The 17996-nt window shown below is 69.6% G+C and carries 9 protein-coding genes and 1 tRNA gene; 1 reads left to right on the top strand and 9 read right to left on the bottom strand.

The features are described 5' to 3' along the window. Nucleotides 1-99: 99 nt before the first annotated feature. The 7 genes from ACFXGX_RS13215 to ACFXGX_RS13185 all read right to left on the bottom strand — a co-directional run bounded on the left by ACFXGX_RS13215 (nt 100) and on the right by ACFXGX_RS13185 (nt 13759). Complete coding sequence (locus ACFXGX_RS13215) at nt 100-645, bottom strand: CinA family protein (RefSeq protein WP_384789162.1); 546 nt, start codon at nt 643-645, stop codon at nt 100-102. Then, nucleotides 642-1391, bottom strand: coding sequence for a CDP-diacylglycerol--glycerol-3-phosphate 3-phosphatidyltransferase (gene pgsA, locus ACFXGX_RS13210; RefSeq protein ID WP_384789159.1), 750 nt, complete (start codon nt 1389-1391; stop codon nt 642-644). Before pgsA ends, ACFXGX_RS13215 begins: the two co-directional genes overlap by 4 nt. After that, on the bottom strand, nt 1388-2866 hold the full coding sequence (gene rimO, locus ACFXGX_RS13205; protein WP_384789156.1) for a 30S ribosomal protein S12 methylthiotransferase RimO: 1479 nt from the start codon (nt 2864-2866) through the stop codon (nt 1388-1390). The genes pgsA and rimO overlap by 4 nt, the downstream gene beginning before the upstream one ends. A gap of 92 nt (nt 2867-2958) precedes the next feature. Beyond that, nucleotides 2959-3816, bottom strand: coding sequence for a helix-turn-helix domain-containing protein (locus ACFXGX_RS13200; protein WP_384789153.1), 858 nt, complete (start codon nt 3814-3816; stop codon nt 2959-2961). A gap of 497 nt (nt 3817-4313) precedes the next feature. Then, entirely contained in the window at nt 4314-7067 is a 2754-nt protein-coding gene (locus ACFXGX_RS13195) for a DNA translocase FtsK (protein ID WP_384789150.1), read from the bottom strand. A gap of 179 nt (nt 7068-7246) precedes the next feature. After that, nucleotides 7247-7930 (bottom strand): two-component system response regulator, encoded by a 684-nt coding sequence (locus ACFXGX_RS13190; protein ID WP_384789147.1) that lies wholly within the window; start codon nt 7928-7930, stop codon nt 7247-7249. Nucleotides 7931-8263: 333 nt separating this feature from the next. Continuing rightward, on the bottom strand, nt 8264-13759 hold the full coding sequence (locus tag ACFXGX_RS13185) for a HAMP domain-containing protein (protein ID WP_384789144.1): 5496 nt from the start codon (nt 13757-13759) through the stop codon (nt 8264-8266). 386 nt (nt 13760-14145) lie between these two features. Between ACFXGX_RS13185 and ACFXGX_RS13180 the strand changes: the two genes are divergently transcribed. Continuing rightward, complete coding sequence (locus tag ACFXGX_RS13180; protein WP_384789141.1) at nt 14146-16896, top strand: SpoIIE family protein phosphatase; 2751 nt, start codon at nt 14146-14148, stop codon at nt 16894-16896. A gap of 115 nt (nt 16897-17011) precedes the next feature. On the opposite strand, the gene ACFXGX_RS13175 is transcribed toward ACFXGX_RS13180, so the two are convergent. Beyond that, nucleotides 17012-17084: transfer RNA gene (locus tag ACFXGX_RS13175), tRNA-Thr, on the bottom strand. A gap of 83 nt (nt 17085-17167) precedes the next feature. Next, nucleotides 17168-17830, bottom strand: coding sequence for a DegT/DnrJ/EryC1/StrS family aminotransferase (locus ACFXGX_RS13170; RefSeq protein ID WP_384789397.1), 663 nt, complete (start codon nt 17828-17830; stop codon nt 17168-17170). Nucleotides 17831-17996 lie beyond the last annotated feature (166 nt).

Here is a 17996-nt window from a genome sequence, read left to right as displayed (position 1 = left end):
CTCCTCGGACCGCGTAGCCGCATCCTTCACGCCCCACCGTACCGCCTTGCGCCGCGGCCGTGCGGGGAGCGATGTCGTGTTCACTCAGGGCTGCAAACATCAAAACCCCCCGTTCTGTTCCGTATCCTGTGCCCGCTCATTCCCGGTCTGTTCGCCCGCGAGCTCCCGAAGAAGCGCCGCGAGTACGCTGCGTACACTCTCCATACGGATTTCCGCCCGGTCGCCGTTCAACCGCAGCGGCACCACTTTCCCGCCGCGAACGGTGCCGGAGGGGCCTTCGAAGGGCCCGTCGACGGCCACGTAGACCGTACCGACCGGCTGTCCGTCCTGCGGATCGGGACCGGCGACGCCCGTGGTCGCGATCCCCCAGTCGGCTCCGAGCGCCGCACGCACCCCGGCCGCCATCTGTGCCGCGACCTGCGCGTCCACCGCGCCGCGCTCGGCCAGAAGAGTGACGTCGACGCCTAGCAGCTCGTGCTTCAGTTCGGTGGCGTACGCGGTCACGGAGCCGCGGAACGCCTTCGAGGCACCCGGCACCGCGGTGATCTCCGCGGCCACCAGACCACCGGTGAGCGACTCGGCGACGGCGAGCGTCTCGCCCCTCACTGTGAGTAGTCGCACCACTTCGGCGGCCACGGGACTCACCGCTCGGCCTCCGCCGCGGCCGCCCGCCGCTCGGCGATTCCGCGGCGCCGCAGCACGACGGCCTGGCGCACATAGTCGAGCCCGGTGACCACGGTCAGCACGATCGCGACACCCATCACCCAGAACCTCAGACTGGCCAGCGCCCCGGTCAGCGGCAGGATGTACATGCCGACCGCGGTGCCCTGGGCCAGTGTCTTCAGCTTGCCGCCCCGGCTCGCCGGGATGACGCCGTAGCGGATCACGACGAAGCGCAGCAGGGTGACGCCGAGTTCACGCCCCAGGATCACGAAGGTGACCCACCAGGGCAGGTCGTCGAGGGCGGACAGGCAGACCAGCGCCGCACCCATGATCGCCTTGTCGGCGATGGGGTCGGCGATCTTCCCGAAGTCCGTGACGAGGTTGTACGTGCGCGCCAGGTGACCGTCGAAGATGTCGGTGATCATGGCGACGGCGAAGGCGGCCCAGGCCCAGGCCCGCATGGCGGGGTCGTAGCCGCCGTCGGCCAGCATCAGCGCCACGAAGCCCGGCACGAGGACGAGCCGGATCATGGTCAGGATGTTGGCGATGTTCCAGAGGCTGGCCTGGTTGACGGCCGCGGCGCCCAGTTTCCCGCCACGAGGCGTCTTCGGGCCTCCCGGGGCGTCGGGCGCACCCGAGACACCGGATGCGCCGGGAGCACCGGATGCGTCCGGAGCGCCCGTCGCGCCCGGGGAGCCGCCTGCCGCGGATGCCGGGGCTCCCGTCATCTGGCCGCCTCCTCAGTACACGCGAGCGAGCCGACGAGAAGCGGCTCGGCCACCAGGTCGACACCTTCCGTGCCGACCACCTTGGCCTCGACGATATGGCCGACGGTCAGACCCTCGCCGCTCGTGAACAGGACCTGGCCGTCCGTCTCCGGCGCCTGGTGCGCGGCGCGGCCGTACGCGCCGTCCTCGTCGTCGATGCCCTCGACCAGCACGCGCACGGTCTCGCCCACGCGCTCCTCCGCGCGCTGGGCGACCAGTTCCTCGGCGAGCCGGGACACCCGCGCGAGGCGCTCGGCGACCACGTCCTCGTCCAGCTTGTTCTCGTACGTGGCCGCTTCGGTGCCCTCCTCGTCGGAGTACCCGAAGACGCCGATCGCGTCGAGGCGGGCTCCGGTGAGGAAGCGCTCCAGCTCCGCGAGGTCGGCCTCGCTCTCGCCGGGGAAGCCCACGATGAAGTTGGAGCGGACGCCGGCCTGCGGGGCCTTGGCGCGGATGGTGTCGAGCAGTTCCAGGAAGCGGTCGGTGTCACCGAAGCGGCGCATCGAGCGCAGCACGTCGGGCGCGGAGTGCTGGAAGGACAGGTCGAAGTACGGGGCGACGTTCGGCGTCGAGGTCAGCACGTCGATGAGCCCGGGGCGCATCTCGGCGGGCTGGAGGTAACTGACCCGCACACGCTCGATGCCGTCGATCTCGGCCAGCTCGGGGAGCATCGTCTCCAGGAGACGGATGTCACCCAGGTCCTTGCCGTACGAGGTGTTGTTCTCGGAGACGAGCATCACTTCCTTCACGCCCTGCTCGGCGAGCCAGCGGGCCTCGTTCAGGACGTCGCTGGGGCGGCGCGAGATGAACGAACCGCGGAAGGAGGGGATGGCGCAGAACGTGCAGCGGCGGTCGCAGCCGGAGGCCAGCTTCACCGAGGCGACCGGGGATCCGTCCAGCCGGCGGCGCAGGGGCGCGCGGGGGCCGGAGACCGGGGCGACGCCCTCGGGGAGGTCGGAGGGGGCGCCGTGGCCGGGAAGGGCCACTTCCTCGCCGGCGCTCTGCCGCTCGGCCGGGCTGATCGGCAGCAGCTTGCGCCGGTCGCGCGGGGTGTGGGAGGCGTGGATGCCGCCGTTCAGGATGGTCTGGAGGCGGTCGGAGATGTCGGCGTAGTCGTCGAAGCCGAGCACACCGTCGGCCTCGGGAAGCGCCTCGGCGAGTTCCTTGCCGTACCGCTCGGCCATGCAGCCGACCGCGACCACGGCCTGGGTTCTGCCGTGGCCCTTGAGATCATTGGCTTCGAGGAGGGCGTCGACGGAGTCCTTCTTGGCGGCTTCGACGAACCCACAGGTGTTGACGACGGCGACGTCCGCTTGCTCGGCGTCCTCCACGAGTTGCCAGCCGTCCGCCTCCAAGCGGCCTGCGAGCTCCTCCGAGTCCACCTCGTTACGGGCGCAGCCAAGGGTGACGAGTGCGACGGTACGGCGTTCAGGCATGGGCTCAAGACTACTTTGTCTGGCCGACACCCCACGTCGACGGGGTTGGCCGATCTTGGCCAACCCCGTCGACGGTGTACTGCTGGGGACCCCTATCCGACCTGCGGGTCGCCCTTCGTGTACGTCAGACGCTCCACGGCGCCCGGCTGGAACTGATCCTCGATCTTCTTGCCGTTGACGAAGAGCTGGATGGCTCCGGCGTCGCCGAGGATGAGGTTGATCTTGGAGCTGTCCTGGAAGGTCTTCGACTCGCCCTGCTTCAGCAGCCCGTCGAAGAGCATCCGCCCGTTGTGGTCCTTGGCGGAGATCCAGCTCCGTCCGTCCGCGGCACTGACCTGGACGGTCACCTTGTCCTGCGGGGCGGCCGCGATGGCGCTGTCGGACGGCTCGGGCTTCGGATCGGCGGGCTTGGTGGCGGTCGCGGACGGGGCGGCGGACTTCTTGGTGATCGGCGTCGAGCCCTCGGCGACCTGGGTCTTCGAGTCGTCGCCGGCACCGCCGCCCTTGACCATGGTGAACCCGACGAAGCCGATCACCGCGACGATCGCGGCGACCATGGCGGCCGTCCAGTTCGGCCCACGGCGCTCGGGGCGGATACGTTCCGCCTCGAACAGCGGAGCCGCGGGCGTCGGCGCGGGACGTCCGCCGTGCTCGGCGTCGTACTGCGCGAGCAGCGGAGCCGGATCGAGCCGGACGGCGCGGGCCAGGGTCCTGATGTGCCCGCGCGCGTAGACGTCGCCACCACAGGGAGCGAAGTCGTTCTGTTCGATGGCGTGGATGATCGTGATACGGACGCGGGTGGCGTTGCTGACGTCGTCGACGGTCAGATGGGCCTCGATGCGTGCCTTCTGGAGGGCACGTCCGATCGAGAGCCGGTCGGCCGTAGGGTCGTCTTCGAACGGACGCTCGTCTTCGGGGGAGTTGCCGTCAGGTGAGTTGACGATGGACACGGGGGCGCCTTTCGAGCGTGTAGCCACCTGTGCTGGAAGTACAGTCTAGGGGGGGTACGAAAGGGTGGGGCAACCGGGCGGTGGGACTTTGTACGCCATCAGAATGGCCGGTCATCCTGATATAGGGACATGGTGGCGCCCCTTCGCTCAACTTGACGTGCGACAAGGCGAAACGGTTGCCCACCGACTCCTTACGGGTGAGTCACATTCACATATCAGCCGGGTGCGGAACATGACGTTCCGCCATCCGCCCGACACCACCGCCGCTCCCTGAGCGACCGCCACGCGCTCACCTCGCCGTTGCCGGCTGTCCCGTCCCCCTCGCCGGGGGTTCCAGGCGGTGCCGTTCGGACCAGTCCGGATCAGGCCGCGGCGTCCGGCGCGGTGCGTCGCGGGGCGGAGCGTCACCCGCGTACTGGACGTACTTGGGTGATGCGACGACGCCGCGAGGTGCCGTGCCGGGCGCCGCGGACCCGGACTGGTCCGAACGACACCGCCTAGGCTTCTGCTTCCCCGCGCATCACGGCCAACACCCCGTCCAGCTCATCGGCCTTCACAAGGACGTCACGCGCCTTGGAACCCTCGCTGGGCCCGACGATCCCGCGCGATTCCATGAGGTCCATGAGCCGGCCGGCCTTGGCGAAGCCGACGCGCAGCTTGCGCTGGAGCATCGAGGTGGACCCGAACTGCGTGGAGACGACCAGCTCGGCGGCCGCGCACAGCAGATCGAGGTCGTCGCCGATGTCCTCGTCGATCTCCTTCTTCTGCTTGGTGCCCACGGTGACGTCGTCCCGGAAGACGGGCGCCATCTGATCCTTGCAGTGCTGCACGATCGCCGCGACCTCATCCTCCGTGACGAAGGCGCCCTGCATACGCGTGGGCTTGTTGGCCCCCATCGGCAGGAAGAGTCCGTCACCCTTGCCGATGAGCTTCTCGGCACCGGGCTGGTCGAGGATGACCCGCGAGTCCGCGAGGGACGAGGTGGCGAAGGCCAGCCGGGAGGGCACGTTCGCCTTGATCAGACCCGTGACGACGTCCACGGACGGCCGCTGGGTGGCGAGCACCAGGTGGATGCCGGCCGCGCGCGCGAGCTGCGTGATGCGCACGATCGAGTCCTCGACGTCGCGCGGGGCGACCATCATCAGGTCGGCGAGCTCGTCCACGATCACCAGGAGGTACGGGTACGGGGTCAGCTCGCGCTCGCTGCCCTCGGGCAGCTTGACCTTGCCGTTCCTGATGGCCTCGTTGAAGTCGTCGATGTGCCGGAACCCGAACGCCGCGAGGTCGTCGTAGCGCAGGTCCATCTCCCGTACGACCCACTGCAGCGCCTCGGCGGCCCGCTTCGGGTTGGTGATGATGGGCGTGATCAGGTGCGGGATGCCCTCGTACGCGGTCAGCTCGACGCGTTTGGGGTCCACGAGGACCATCCGCACGTCCTCGGGGGTCGCCCGGACCATGACCGAGGTGATCAGGCAGTTGATGCAGGACGACTTGCCGGAGCCGGTGGCGCCGGCGACGAGGACGTGGGGCATCTTCGCCAGGTTGGCCATCACATAGCCGCCCTCGACGTCCTTGCCGAGCGCCACCAGCATCGGATGGTCGTCCTCCGCCGCGTCCGCCAGACGCAGCACGTCACCGAGGTTGACCATCTCGCGGTCGGTGTTGGGGATCTCGATGCCGACCGCGGACTTGCCGGGGATCGGGCTGATGATCCGCACATCGGGGCTGGCGACCGCGTACGCGATGTTCTTGGTGAGGGCGGTGATCCGCTCGACCTTCACGGCGGGGCCGAGCTCGACCTCGTAGCGGGTGACCGTCGGTCCGCGGGTGAAGCCGGTGACGGCGGCGTCGACCTTGAACTCCCGGAAGACGTTCTGCAGGGAGGCGACGACCGCGTCGTTGGCGGCGCTGCGGGTCTTGCCGGGGCCGCCGCGCTCCAGCAGGTCGAGGGAGGGCAGTGAGTAGGTGATGTCCCCGGAGAGCTGGAGCTGCTCCGCGCGCGGGGGCAGCTCGCGGGGAGCGTCGGGCGCGGACTTGGTGAGGTCGGGCACGACCGACTCGACCGGCAGGACCTCCTGCTTGGGCCGCTTGGCGCCCGGGACCGCCTTGGCGCGGGCGGCAGGTACCGGCGTCGTCTCCTCGTACCCGTCACGTTCGACGCTGACGCCCTGCGTCAGATCGGCGACCAGGGGCGAGGGCGGCATCCCGTGCAGCACGGCACCGTCCAGCGCCGCGGCGGCTGCCGCCGCGACGTCCACGGCGTCCATCGGCCGGTTCATGTCGGGCTGCTGCGCGCCGGGCCGCCGGGGGCGGCTCCGGCGCCGGGTGAGCGCGTCACGCTCCGCGCTGTCGGCGTCGTAGGCCTCTGGGGCGCGCGAGCGTCCGCCGGGGCGCCCCGCGATCCCCTCGCGCCACTGCTCGTCGTAGCGCTCCTCGTCCTCGCGGAACGCGTCCTCGTCGAAGTCCGCCTGGACGATGCCGAGCTTCTGGCCGAGCAGCCGCAGCCGCTGCGGAATCGCGTTGACCGGGGTCGCCGTGACGACGAGCAGCCCGAAGATCGTGAGCAGCACCAGGAGCGGTACGGCCAGGACGTCACCCATCGTGTACGTCAGCGGGGTGGCCGACCCCCAGCCGATGAGCCCGCCGGCGTCCCTTATCGCCTGCATCCCGTCGCCGCGCGCCGGCGAACCGCACGCGATGTGCACCTGGCCGAGCACGCCGATCACGAGTGCCGACAGACCGATCACGATCCGGCCGTTCGCCTCGGGCTGCTCGGGGTGGCGGATGAGCCGCGCCGCGATCAGGGCGAGAAGTATCGGGACGAGAAGGTCGAGGCGGCCGAAGGCGCCGGTCACCAGCACCTCGACGAGGTCGCCGACGGGACCGCGCAGATTGGACCACGTGCCCGCCGCGACGATCAGCCCGAGGCCGATGAGCAGGAGCGCGAGTCCGTCCTTGCGGTGCGCCGGGTCGAGCCCCTTGGCGCCGCGCCCTATCCCGCGGAAGGTGGCTCCGACGGCATGGGCGAGGCCCAGCCACAGGGCGCGTACGAGTCTGTACACGCCCGCGGTCGGGTTGGGCGCCGGCGCGGGGGCGGGCTTCTTGGCGGCGGCCCTCTTGGCGGGCGCCTTGCCGGCGGCCACCTTCTTCGCGGGGGCCTTTTTCGCCGGGGCCTGCTTCGCCGGAGCCTTCGTCGGAGCGGCCGCCTTCTTCGCGGGCGGCTTCTTGGCTGCGGACTGACGTGAGGCCATGTGTGTGAGGTTACCGGTGGAGACGACAGCGGACACGTGTGCCCAGTCCTTCACCCGATCGTGTCGCCCTTACGGAGATCGGAACTGACGCTTCCTCACGGTGTGACGGGCGTTCCCTCACGGTGCGGCGGGAGCTTCCTCAAGGACTGACGCTCCGTCCGGGCAGGCGAGCGCGGGCCTCAGCTCTGCGACGGCAGCGAGGTCGCCCCGCTGCCGGTGCCCGGCTCCAGCGCGTCCAGCGCCCTGCGCAGTCCGGTGAGTTTGCGTTCGAGATGGGCCGCGGTCGCCACGGCGGCCGCGTCCGCGGAGTCGTCGTCGAGCTGCTTGGACAGCGCCTCGGCCTGCTCCTCGACGGCGGCGAGCCGCGCGGAGAGTTCGGCGAGAAGTCCGGCGGGCTCCTTGGCCTCGCCGAGCGCCGCCTTGCCGCCGCCCTCGAGCTGGAGCCGCAACAGGGCCGCCTGCTCGCGGAGTTGGCAGTTCTTCATGTAGAGCTCGACGAACACCGAGACCTTCGCGCGCAGCACCCACGGGTCGAAGGGCTTGGAGATGTAGTCCACGGCGCCGGCCGCGTACCCCCGGAAGGTGTGGTGGGGGCCGTGGTTGATCGCCGTGAGGAAGATGATCGGGATGTCCCGGGTCCGCTCCCGCCGCTTGATGTGCGCGGCCGTCTCGAATCCGTCCATGCCGGGCATCTGAACGTCCAGCAGAATGACCGCGAAGTCGTCCGTGAGCAGCGCTTTGAGCGCTTCCTCCCCGGACGATGCCCGTACCAGTGTCTGATCGAGCGCGGAGAGGATCGCCTCCAGCGCCAACAGATTCTCCGGCCGGTCATCGACCAGGAGGATCTTGGCCTTCTGCACCATGGCCCGCCCTCCTCGCCCCGGCATGGGGCCTCCCCTGTCCGCAGGACTAGGGGAGGCGCCGGGCGCCGCCCCTGGGGACGACTCCCTTGCGCCGTCCGTCCTTGTGCCGGTCATGCTAGCCGCACCCCGCCCGTCGCCACACCCTGTCACCGTGATGTCACTGTGCACGTAGCAGAAACGCGGCAGGGGACCAGAAGGTTCCCCGTATCCCGTGCTTCTACACGGCTTCGGGCACAGTCAGTCATCCGACGCCCGGCCGCCCGAAAGCCCGTGCCGCACGGTGTGCCGACGACCGGACGCACCCTGACGACCCGGGTCGTCTCCTCGAGTGTGTCACCCCTCACGCATCCACTGCGCCATCACCGACAGCAGGTGATCGGGATCGACCGGCTTGGTCACATAGTCGGAGGCACCTGACTCGATCGCCTTCTCCCGGTCGCCCTTCATGGCCTTCGCCGTCAGCGCGATGATCGGCAGACCCGCGAACTGCGGCATCCGCCGGATCGCCGTGGTCGTGGCATAGCCGTCCATCTCGGGCATCATGATGTCCATCAGAACGACCGTCACATCGTCGTGCTGTTCCAGGACCTCGATGCCCTCGCGGCCGTTCTCCGCGTACAGCACCGAAAGTCCGTGCTGTTCGAGGACGCTGGTCAGCGCGAAGACGTTGCGGATGTCGTCGTCGACGATCAGCACCTTCTCGCCCTCGAATCGGATGCCCCTGCCCCCCTGCGGTCCCGCGTCCTGCTGCCCCGCGGCCGCCCACGGCTCCTGAGCGGCGCCCGCGGCACCGTCCGGCTGCCCGGAGACGTCCACTCGCTGCTCGGCCGTGGGCAGCGCCCTGCGGCGCCTCCTGAACAGCGCGGCGGGCCCGTTCTGGGCCTCCTGGTACGACTTCACCTCGGCCGGCATCCCGATGCTGTGCAGTTCACCCTCCGAGGCCAGCAGCTCCCCCGCCTCCAGCGCGGGCGCGAGCTGCCCGTAGCCCTGGGGCGGCAGTTCACTCGGGTGCAACGGCAGGTACAGCGTGAAGGTGGAGCCGCGTCCCGGCTCGCTCTGGGCATAGATCTCGCCGCCCAGCAGCCGCGCGATCTCCCGCGAGATGGAGAGCCCGAGGCCCGTACCGCCGTACTTGCGGCTCGTCGTGCCGTCCGCCTGCTTGAAGGCCTCGAAGATCACCCGCATCTTGCTCGCCGCGATCCCGATACCCGTGTCGGTCACGGAGAACGCGATGAGGTCGGCGTCCGCGTCCCGCAGCGACCCCGACTCCAGGAGCTGCTCCCTGATGGCCACCGGCACGTCGGCCCCGGCGGGCCTGATCACCAGCTCGACCGCTCCGGAATCGGTGAACTTCACCGCGTTCGAGAGGAGGTTGCGCAGCACCTGGAGAAGACGCTGCTCGTCGGTGTGCAGCGTGGCGGGCAGCTCCGGCGAGACCCGTACGGAGAAGTCGAGCCCCTTCTCCGCGGTCAGCGGACGGAAGGTCGCCTCCACGTAGTCGACGAGCTGGACGAGCGCGATGCGGGTCGGCGACACGTCCATCTTGCCCGCCTCGACCTTCGACAGGTCGAGGATGTCGTTGATGAGCTGGAGCAGGTCGGAGCCCGCGCCGTGAATCGTCTCGGCGAACTCGACCTGCTTCGGCGTAAGGTTCGTGTCCGCGTTGTCGGCGAGCAGCTTGGCCAGGATCAGCAGCGAGTTGAGCGGCGTCCGCAGCTCGTGCGACATGTTCGCCAGGAACTCGCTCTTGTAGCGCATGGAGACCGCGAGTTGTTCGGCGCGCTCCTCCAGGACCTGCCGCGCCTCCTCGATCTCGGTGTTCTTGACCTCGATGTCGCGGTTCTGCTGGGCCAGCAGCTCGGCCTTGTCCTCCAGTTCCGCGTTCGAGTCCTGGAGCGCCTTCTGCCGGTTCTCCAACTCCGCGGAGCGTTCCCGCAGTTGCTCGGTGAGCTCCTGCGACTGCCGCAGCAGCACCTCCGTCTTGGTGTTGACCGAGATGGTGTTGACGCTCGTCGCGATCATCTCCGCGATCTGGTTCAGGAAGTCCCTCTGGATCTGCGTGAAGGGCGTGAACGACGCCAGTTCGATGACACCGAGCACGGTTCCCTCGAAGAGCACCGGGAGCACGATGACCTGCGCCGGAGGCGCCTCTCCCAGTCCGGAGGAGATCTTCAGGTATCCGCTCGGCGCGTTCTCCACGAGGATCGTGCGCTTCTCCTGCGCGGCCGTCCCGATCAGCGCCTCACCGGGGCGGAACGACGTCGGCATGGAACCCATCGAGTAGCCGTACGACCCGAGCATGCGCAGCTCGTACGCCTCCTCGTCCTCGGTGCCCGCGTCCGCGCCGTCGACCAGCGGCATCGACAGGAAGAACGCGCCGTGCTGGGCCGAGACGACCGGCGTCAGCTCGCTCATGATCAGCGAGGCCACGTCGTCGAGATCGCGGCGGCCCTGCATCAGCGCGGAGATGCGGGCGAGGTTGCCCTTCAGCCAGTCCTGCTCCTTGTTCGCGATCGTGGTGTCGCGCAGGTTGGCGATCATCTTGTTGATGTAGTCCTGGAGTTCCTGGATCTCGCCGGAGGCGTCCACGTCGATCTTCAGGTTCAGGTCACCGCGGGTCACCGCGGTCGCCACGCGCGCGATGGCGCGCACCTGCCGGGTCAGGTTCCCGGCCATCTCGTTCACCGACTCGGTGAGGTCGCGCCACGTGCCGTCGACGTCACGGACCCGCGCCTGGCCGCCCAACTGCCCCTCGGTGCCCACCTCGCGGGCCACCCGGGTGACCTCCTCGGCGAACGACGAGAGCTGGTCGACCATCGTGTTGATGGTGGTCTTGAGCTCCAGGATCTCGCCGCGCGCGTCGATGTCGATCTTCTTGGTCAGATCGCCCTTGGCGATGGCCGTGGTGACCATCGCGATGTTGCGCACCTGGCCGGTCAGGTTGGACGCCATGCCGTTCACCGACTCGGTGAGGTCCTTCCACGTCCCCGCGACTCCCGGGACGTGCGCCTGACCGCCGAGGATGCCGTCCGTGCCCACCTCGCGGGCCACCTTCGTGACCTGCTCGGCGAACGAACTCAGCGTCTTCACCATGGTGTTGAAGGTGTCGGCGAGCTGCGCGACCTCACCGCGCGCCTCGATCGTCACCGTGCGGGTCAGGTCGCCGTTGGCGACGGCCGCCGCGACCTGCGAGATGTTCCGCACCTGCATGGTCAGGTTGTAGGCCATCAGGTTGACGTTGTCGCTCAGGTCCTTCCAGATGCCCGTGACACCGGGCACCCGTGCCTGACCGCCCAACTGGCCCTCGGTGCCCACCTCACGGGCCACCCGGGTCACCTGCTCGGCGAACGACGAGAGCTGGTCGACCATCGTGTTGACGGTCGTGACCAGTTCGAGGATCTCGCCCCTGGCGTCGACGGTGATCTTCTTGGACAGGTCTCCCATGGCGACCGCGGTCGTGACCTCGGCGATGTTGCGCACCTGGATGGTCAGGTTGTTGGCCATGAAGTTCACGGACTGCGTGAGGTCCTTCCAGGTGCCCGAGACACCCTGCACCTCGGCCTGCCCGCCGAGGATGCCCTCCGTGCCCACCTCGCGGGCCACCCGCGTCACCTGCTCCGCGAAGTTCGAGAGCTGGTCCACCATCGTGTTGAGGGTGTTCTTCAGCTCCAGGATCTCTCCGCGCGCGTCCACGTCGATCTTCTGCGACAGGTCACCGCGGGCCACCGCGGTCGCGACCTGCGCGATGTTGCGCACCTGGGCGGTGAGGTTGCCGGCCATGCCGTTCACCGAGTCGGTCAGGTCGCGCCACACACCGGCGACACCGGGCACCTGCGCCTGACCACCGAGCCGGCCCTCCGTACCCACGTCGCGGGCCACCCGCGTCACCTGGTCGGCGAACGCGGAGAGCTGGTCGACCATCGTGTTGATGGTGTTCTTCAGCTCCAGGATCTCGCCGCGCGCGTCCACGTCGATCTTCTGCGACAGGTCGCCGCGGGCCACCGCCGTGGTCACCTGCGCGATCTGCCGCACCTGCGAAGTCAGGTTCCCCGCCATGAAGTTGACGGAGTCCGTGAGTTCCTTCCAGGTGCCGGAGACGCCGTCCACCCGGGCCTGTCCGCCGAGCCGGCCCTCCGTACCCACGTCACGGGCCATCCGCGTCACCTGGTCGGCGAAGCTCGAAAGCTGGTCCACCATGGTGTTCACGGTGACCTTCAGCTCCAGCATCTCGCCGGCGACCTCGACGGTGACCTTCTGCGACAGATCGCCGTTGGCGACCGCCGTCGTCACCTGGGCGATGTTGCGCACCTGACCGGTCAGGTTCTGGAACGCCGTGTTGACGGAGTCCGTCAGGTCCTTCCAGGTGCCGGCGACTCCCGGAACCTGTGCCTGGCCGCCCAGCTCACCCTCGACGCCGACCTCGCGCGCCACGCGCGTGACCTCGACACCGAACGACGAGAGCTGGTCGACCATCGTGTTGACGGTGTTCTTCAGCTCCAGCATCTCGCCGGCGACCTGGACACTGACCTTCTGCGACAGATCTCCGTTGGCCACGGCGGTCGTCACGGCGGCGATGTCGCGCACCTGGGTCGTGAGGTTCCGGAAGACCGTGTTGACGGAGTCCGTGAGGTCCTTCCACGTCCCCGCCGCCCCCGGCACGTTCGCCTGACCGCCGAGCCGGCCCTCGCCGCCGACCTCGTTGGCGACACGGGTGACCTCGTCGGCGAACGTCCGCAGCGTCTCGGTCATCTGGTTGATCGTCTCGGCGAGCTGGGCGACCTCACCGCGCGCGGAGACGGTCACCTTCTGCGACAGGTCACCGCTCGCGACCGCCGTGGTCACCTGCGCGATCCCGCGCACCTGGGCCGTCAGGTTGCCGGCCATGAGGTTCACCGAATCGGTGAGGTCCTTCCACACGCCGGCCACACCGGGCACCTGCGCCTGACCGCCCAGCTCACCCTCCGTACCCACCTCGCGCGCGACCCGTGTCACCTCGGAGGAGAAGGAGGACAACTGGTCCACCATCGTGTTGACGGTGTTCTTCAGCTCCAGCATCTCGCCGGCCACATGAACGGTGACCTTCCGCGACAGGTCACCCTTGGCGACCGCCGTGGTCACGAGAGCGATGTCACGCACCTGGGCGGTGAGCCGGTACGCCATCGTGTTGACCGAGTCCGTGAGGTCCTTCCACGAACCGGACATACCGCGGACCCGGGCCTGCCCGCCCAGCTTGCCCTCGGTGCCCACCTCGCTGGCCACGCGGGTGACCTCGTCGGTGAACGTCGAGAGCTGGTCCACCAGATTGTTGACGGTCCGGCCGACCTTCAGGAACTCACCGCGCAGCGGATGCCCGTTCCCGTCCGCCGCCTGCGCGCGCAGGTCCATGCGCGGCGACAGATCGCCCTCCGCGACGGCGGACAGTACCCGGCCGACCTCGGAGACCGGCCGTACGAGATCGTCCACCAGCGCGTTCGACGCGTCGATGGCGGCCGCCCAGGCGCCTTCACCCGCGCCCGCCTCCAGGCGCTCCGTGAGCTTGCCCTCACGGCCCACCACGCGCCGTACCCGCGACAGCTCACCCGTCAAGTGCATGTTCCGGTCGGCGACCTCGTTGAAGACGGCCGAGATCTCGGACATCACGCCGTCACCGGAAACAGTGAGCCGCTTGCGGAAGTTGCCGTCCCTCATCGCCACCAGGGCCGCCAGCAACCGGTTCAGGGCCGCCGTGTCCACCTCGGTGGTTCCGGTGCGCGGTGTGCGCCCGCTCTTCAGGGACTGTCCGCCCTTCGCGCGCGTCCTACCGCCCCGCGTCGCTGCGCCAGACTCCACTGTGTCCCTCCCGCAAGGGTCGACCAATACTGCTCGGCGTACTCGGGTACTTCTTCTCGTGGTGCGCGGGAGGCATGCGACCTGCCCGGACCTTCTCCTGGAGCCTGCCCAGTGTTTCACCCCGGCCGAACCAGGCCATAACAGTTCGGCAGCTTCGCACATCGTCCGCACACCCGCGGGACAATCCTCCGGCCCCGGTCGGAGGCAATCACACGCACCTGTCCGAACGGAACACCGCACTCTTCAAGACGGAAACACCCGCGACCGGCATCCGCGGGGGCCGCGGAGGTAAGTAACCTTGCAAGCGGCTGTCCAGCCGTGCCGGTCCCGTCCGGCCTGGGCGGTGGCACGAGTACGAGCGGGCAGGCATCGGAGGGCACCGCACCATGACCACCGGACTGCATCCCGGGGAGACACCCCAGGATCCCCGGCCGACAGGGCACCACGCTCTGCCCACGCAGGAGCGGGCCGGCCACGGAAGCCCGCACGCCGCCGACGACCGGACAAGGAGTTCTGTGATCACCGCGCGCGCGGCCGCCAGTTTCGAACCCGTGGGACGGTCCGTCGCGACCGCCCGCTCGTTCGTCCGGGACACCCTCCAGGGCTGGGGCTTCGCCGACATCGTCGACGACGCCGTCGTTCTGACCAGCGAGCTGGTCACGAATGCCGTCGTGCACGCGGGCACCTCCGCCGACGTTCTGTGTCTGCGCAGCGACGACGGCGTGCGCATCGAGGTGGCGGACCGCTACCCGGAACGTGAGATTCCACTCCAGGCGGCGGCCATCAACATGGGAAGCCCCGACCGCGAGGGCGGCCGCGGCCTCCAGCTCTGCGCGGCTCTCGCCCGCCGCTGGGGCGTCGACTACACGCCCACGCACAAGCAGGTCTGGTTCCAGCTCGACCTCCCCGAGCGCGCCATCGGCACCCGGACCGCCGGCCCCTCTCTCCCCGCCGACCTCCTCCCCCTGGCCGACGGCCGCGTCCGCGTGGCAGTCGTCCAGATCGACCGCACCGGCGCCGTCAACGCCTGGAACGAGGACGCCGAGGAACTCTTCGGATACGCGGCCGAGCAGGTCATCGGCAAACCGCTCACCGACTTCGCGGCCTGGCCGCACACCCCCGGCACCGGCACCGGAATCGTCGAAGCCCTCCAACTCTCGCGCTGGGAAGGCAGTTACGGCGTCCGCTGCGCCGACGGCCGCGTCACCCCGGTGTACGCCTCGCACCTGCGGGTCCGCGACACGACCGGCGAGCCCTCCACCGTCTGCCTCCTCGTACGCGACCACGAACGCGCCGTCCTGCAGACCCCGTTGCGCGGACCCGCCTCGGACACGGGCACCCACGCAGAGGGCCAGGCCACCGATCCGTTCGAGGTCTTCATCGGATCACCGGCCCCGGACGACCTCGACGGTCTCCTCCAGCGCACGGTGGAACGGGCCCGCGACATGCTCGACGGCGACTCCGCCTTCCTGCTCCTCGCCACCGACGACGAGACGGAGTTGGAGGTGCGCGCCTCCACGGGCCTGCCCTCCGCCCGCCAGCGCTTCGCCCGCGTCCCCGTCGAGGCGGGGCCCGGCCGCTACGGCTCGGCCCGGATGCCCGCCGTCCACGAGGACCTGACCCTCGTCCCCGGCGCCGTACCGCTCCTCGGCGGCACCGGCATGCGCTCGGTCGTCACCGTCCCGCTGAAGGTCGAGGGCCGCCTCACCGGCTCCCTCGGCGTCGCGGCCGAATCGCCGGGACGCTACTCCAACGAAGAGGCCCTGCGCCTCCAGTTCGCCGCCGACCGCATCGCCCTGGCGGTGGAATCGGCCCGCCTCGGCGAACTGGAACGCCTGCGCCGCGGCTCGCTGTCCTTCCTCGTCGAGGCCTCGGACCTGCTCGCCGGTACCCTGGACCGCGACCAGACGCTCGCCCTCATGGCCCAGATGACGGTCCCGACCCTGGCCACCTGGTGCGCCGTGTACACGATCGCCGACCAGGCCTCCGAGCCGTACCTCTCCTACGTCCTGCACGAGGACGAGGAACTCATCGACGGCCTCAAGGCGTTGCTCTCGAAGATCGCCCCGCCGGACCCGGTGCCCACCCCGGGCGCCCGTGTCTGGTCGGCTCCGGCCGCGGCCGCCCACGACGCCGCCCTGCGGACCTCGATGCGCAGTCTGGGCCTCGGCGGGCAGCCGTCGGCGAGCTACGGCATCGGCCCGACCCTGGCGACGGCCGCGGCGGTCGGCGGCGAGACCGTCGTCCTTCCCCTGGTCGCCCGCAATCGTGTCATCGGCATGCTGACCCTCGGCAAGCCGTCGGACGAGCATTTCCGCCAGGAGATCCTGGAGTTGGCCGAGGACCTCTCCCGGCGAGCGGCTCTCGCACTGGACAACGCCCGCCTGTACTCGGAGCGCACGGCCATCAGCCAGTCCCTCCAGCGCAGTCTCCTGCCTCCCGAACTCCCGCAGATCGAGGGCGTCGAGGTCGAGGTCATCTACCGGGCGGCCGGCGAGGGCAACGAGGTCGGCGGCGACTTCTACGACCTCTTCCCGATCCGTGACGGCGCGTACGGCTTCGCCATCGGCGACGTCTGCGGTACGGGCCCGGAGGCGGCGGCGGTCACGGGCCTGGCCCGGCACGCACTGCGCCTGCTGGCCCGCGAGGGCTACGGCGGCCCCGCGGTCCTGGAGCGGCTGAACTCCGCGATCCTCGACGAGGGCGCCCGCAGCCGCTTCCTGACGCTCCTCTACGGCGAGTTGTGGCCCCAGGAGGACGGCAGCGCCGTCCTGAAGGTCGTCTGTGCCGGCCATCCGCTCCCGCTGCGCCTGCGGCAGGACGGAACGGTCGAGCCGGCCGCCGAACCGCAGCCGCTCCTCGGTGTCATGGAGGACCTGGAGCTGTACGAGCAGAGGGTCACGCTCGATCCGGGCGATGTCCTGCTGTGTGTCACGGACGGCGTCACGGAGCGGCGCGAGGGCACCCGCATGCTCGGCGACGACGGTCTCGCGGACGTCCTCACCACCTGCACGGGTCTGACGGCCGGCGCGGTCGCCGCACGCATCATGCGCGCGGTCGAACGCTTCGCCTCCGACGCCCCGTCGGACGACATGGCGATCCTGGCGATGCGTGTCCCCGGCCTCCACACGGACTGAGAACCGCAGGACCGACGCTCCTGGGACTCGGGTCCCGGGAGCCGAGGTCCGTCGGCTCGGAACCCGGGAAATGCGAAAGGCCCCCGCCCACAAGGGCGGAGGCCTTTTCTGCTTGAGCCCCCCAACGGAATCGAACCGTTGACCTTCTCCTTACCATGGAGACGCTCTGCCGACTGAGCTAGGGGGGCCTGTCGCTTTTGAGGTTTCCCTCGCGGCAACAAGAGAGATCATACCCTGAATTGGACCGTGTTCCCAACCTGTACGGCCCTGATCAGAAGGCCGGTTGCAGCAGTCCGCCGAGTGCGTTGCACGCGGAGACGATCCGCTGCATCTCCCGCTTCGTCAACGTCCCGTCCACAGGAAGCGAGAGGGTCTCGTCGGCGGCTCGCTCGGTCTCGGGAAGGTGTACGTCCATGCGGAACCCGGGCAGGCGGTGCACCGGCGTCTTCACCGGCACCCGGCACTCGACTCCCCTGGCCCGTACGGCCGCTGCGAAGGCGTCACGGTCCGGACGCCCGTTGCCGGGCACCCGCACCACGTACTGCTGGTAGGTGTGTCCGTCGCCGCTGACCGGCGTGCGGACGCCCCTCAGCCTGCCGTCGAGGTAGGCGGCCCGCTCCCTGCGCTGCGCGATCTCGTCGTACGGCGCCTCGGACTCGCCCTGTTCCAGCACCAGCACCTCGTGCCGCTGCCCCAGCTCCCGCAGCCGCGCCAGGTCGGCGGTCCGCCCGAAGCGGTGCACGACGACGAGCGCCGCCGTCTGCGGGGTTATGACTGCCTCCACCGCGTCGGGGTCGAGGCAGTACGTCACCGGGTCTATGTCGGCGAAGACGACGGTGGCGCCGGCCTGGGTGACGGCTTCGGCGACCTCCACGTTCCCGAAGGCCGGGACGACGACCTCGTCACCGGATCCGACTCCCGCGGCGGTGAGCATGGCAGCAGTACTCATGATGGGGATATTGGTCGCGTAACGTGAACTTCAAGTGACAGCAAACAAAAAAGAGCTGGTCCCCGAACCGAAGTTCGGGGACCAGCTCTCTAAAATTTGTTCGGCGGCGTCCTACTCTCCCACAGGGTCCCCCCTGCAGTACCATCGGCGC

The sequence above is a fragment of the Streptomyces sp. NPDC059371 genome (assembly GCF_042751995.1).
GTDB lineage: Bacteria > Actinomycetota > Actinomycetes > Streptomycetales > Streptomycetaceae > Streptomyces.
This window is presented reverse-complemented; position numbering and strand designations above follow the sequence as displayed.

Coding starts and splice junctions, on each gene's coding strand:
- pgsA (WP_384789159.1), bottom strand. CDS start 1,391: ATGACGGGAGCCCCGGCATCCGCGGCAGGCGGCTCCCCGGGCGCGACG.
- rimO (WP_384789156.1), bottom strand. CDS start 2,866: ATGCCTGAACGCCGTACCGTCGCACTCGTCACCCTTGGCTGCGCCCGT.
- ACFXGX_RS13195 (WP_384789150.1), bottom strand. CDS start 7,067: ATGGCCTCACGTCAGTCCGCAGCCAAGAAGCCGCCCGCGAAGAAGGCG.
- ACFXGX_RS13190 (WP_384789147.1), bottom strand. CDS start 7,930: ATGGTGCAGAAGGCCAAGATCCTCCTGGTCGATGACCGGCCGGAGAAT.
- ACFXGX_RS13180 (WP_384789141.1), top strand. CDS start 14,146: ATGACCACCGGACTGCATCCCGGGGAGACACCCCAGGATCCCCGGCCG.
- ACFXGX_RS13170 (WP_384789397.1), bottom strand. CDS start 17,830: ATGCTCACCGCCGCGGGAGTCGGATCCGGTGACGAGGTCGTCGTCCCG.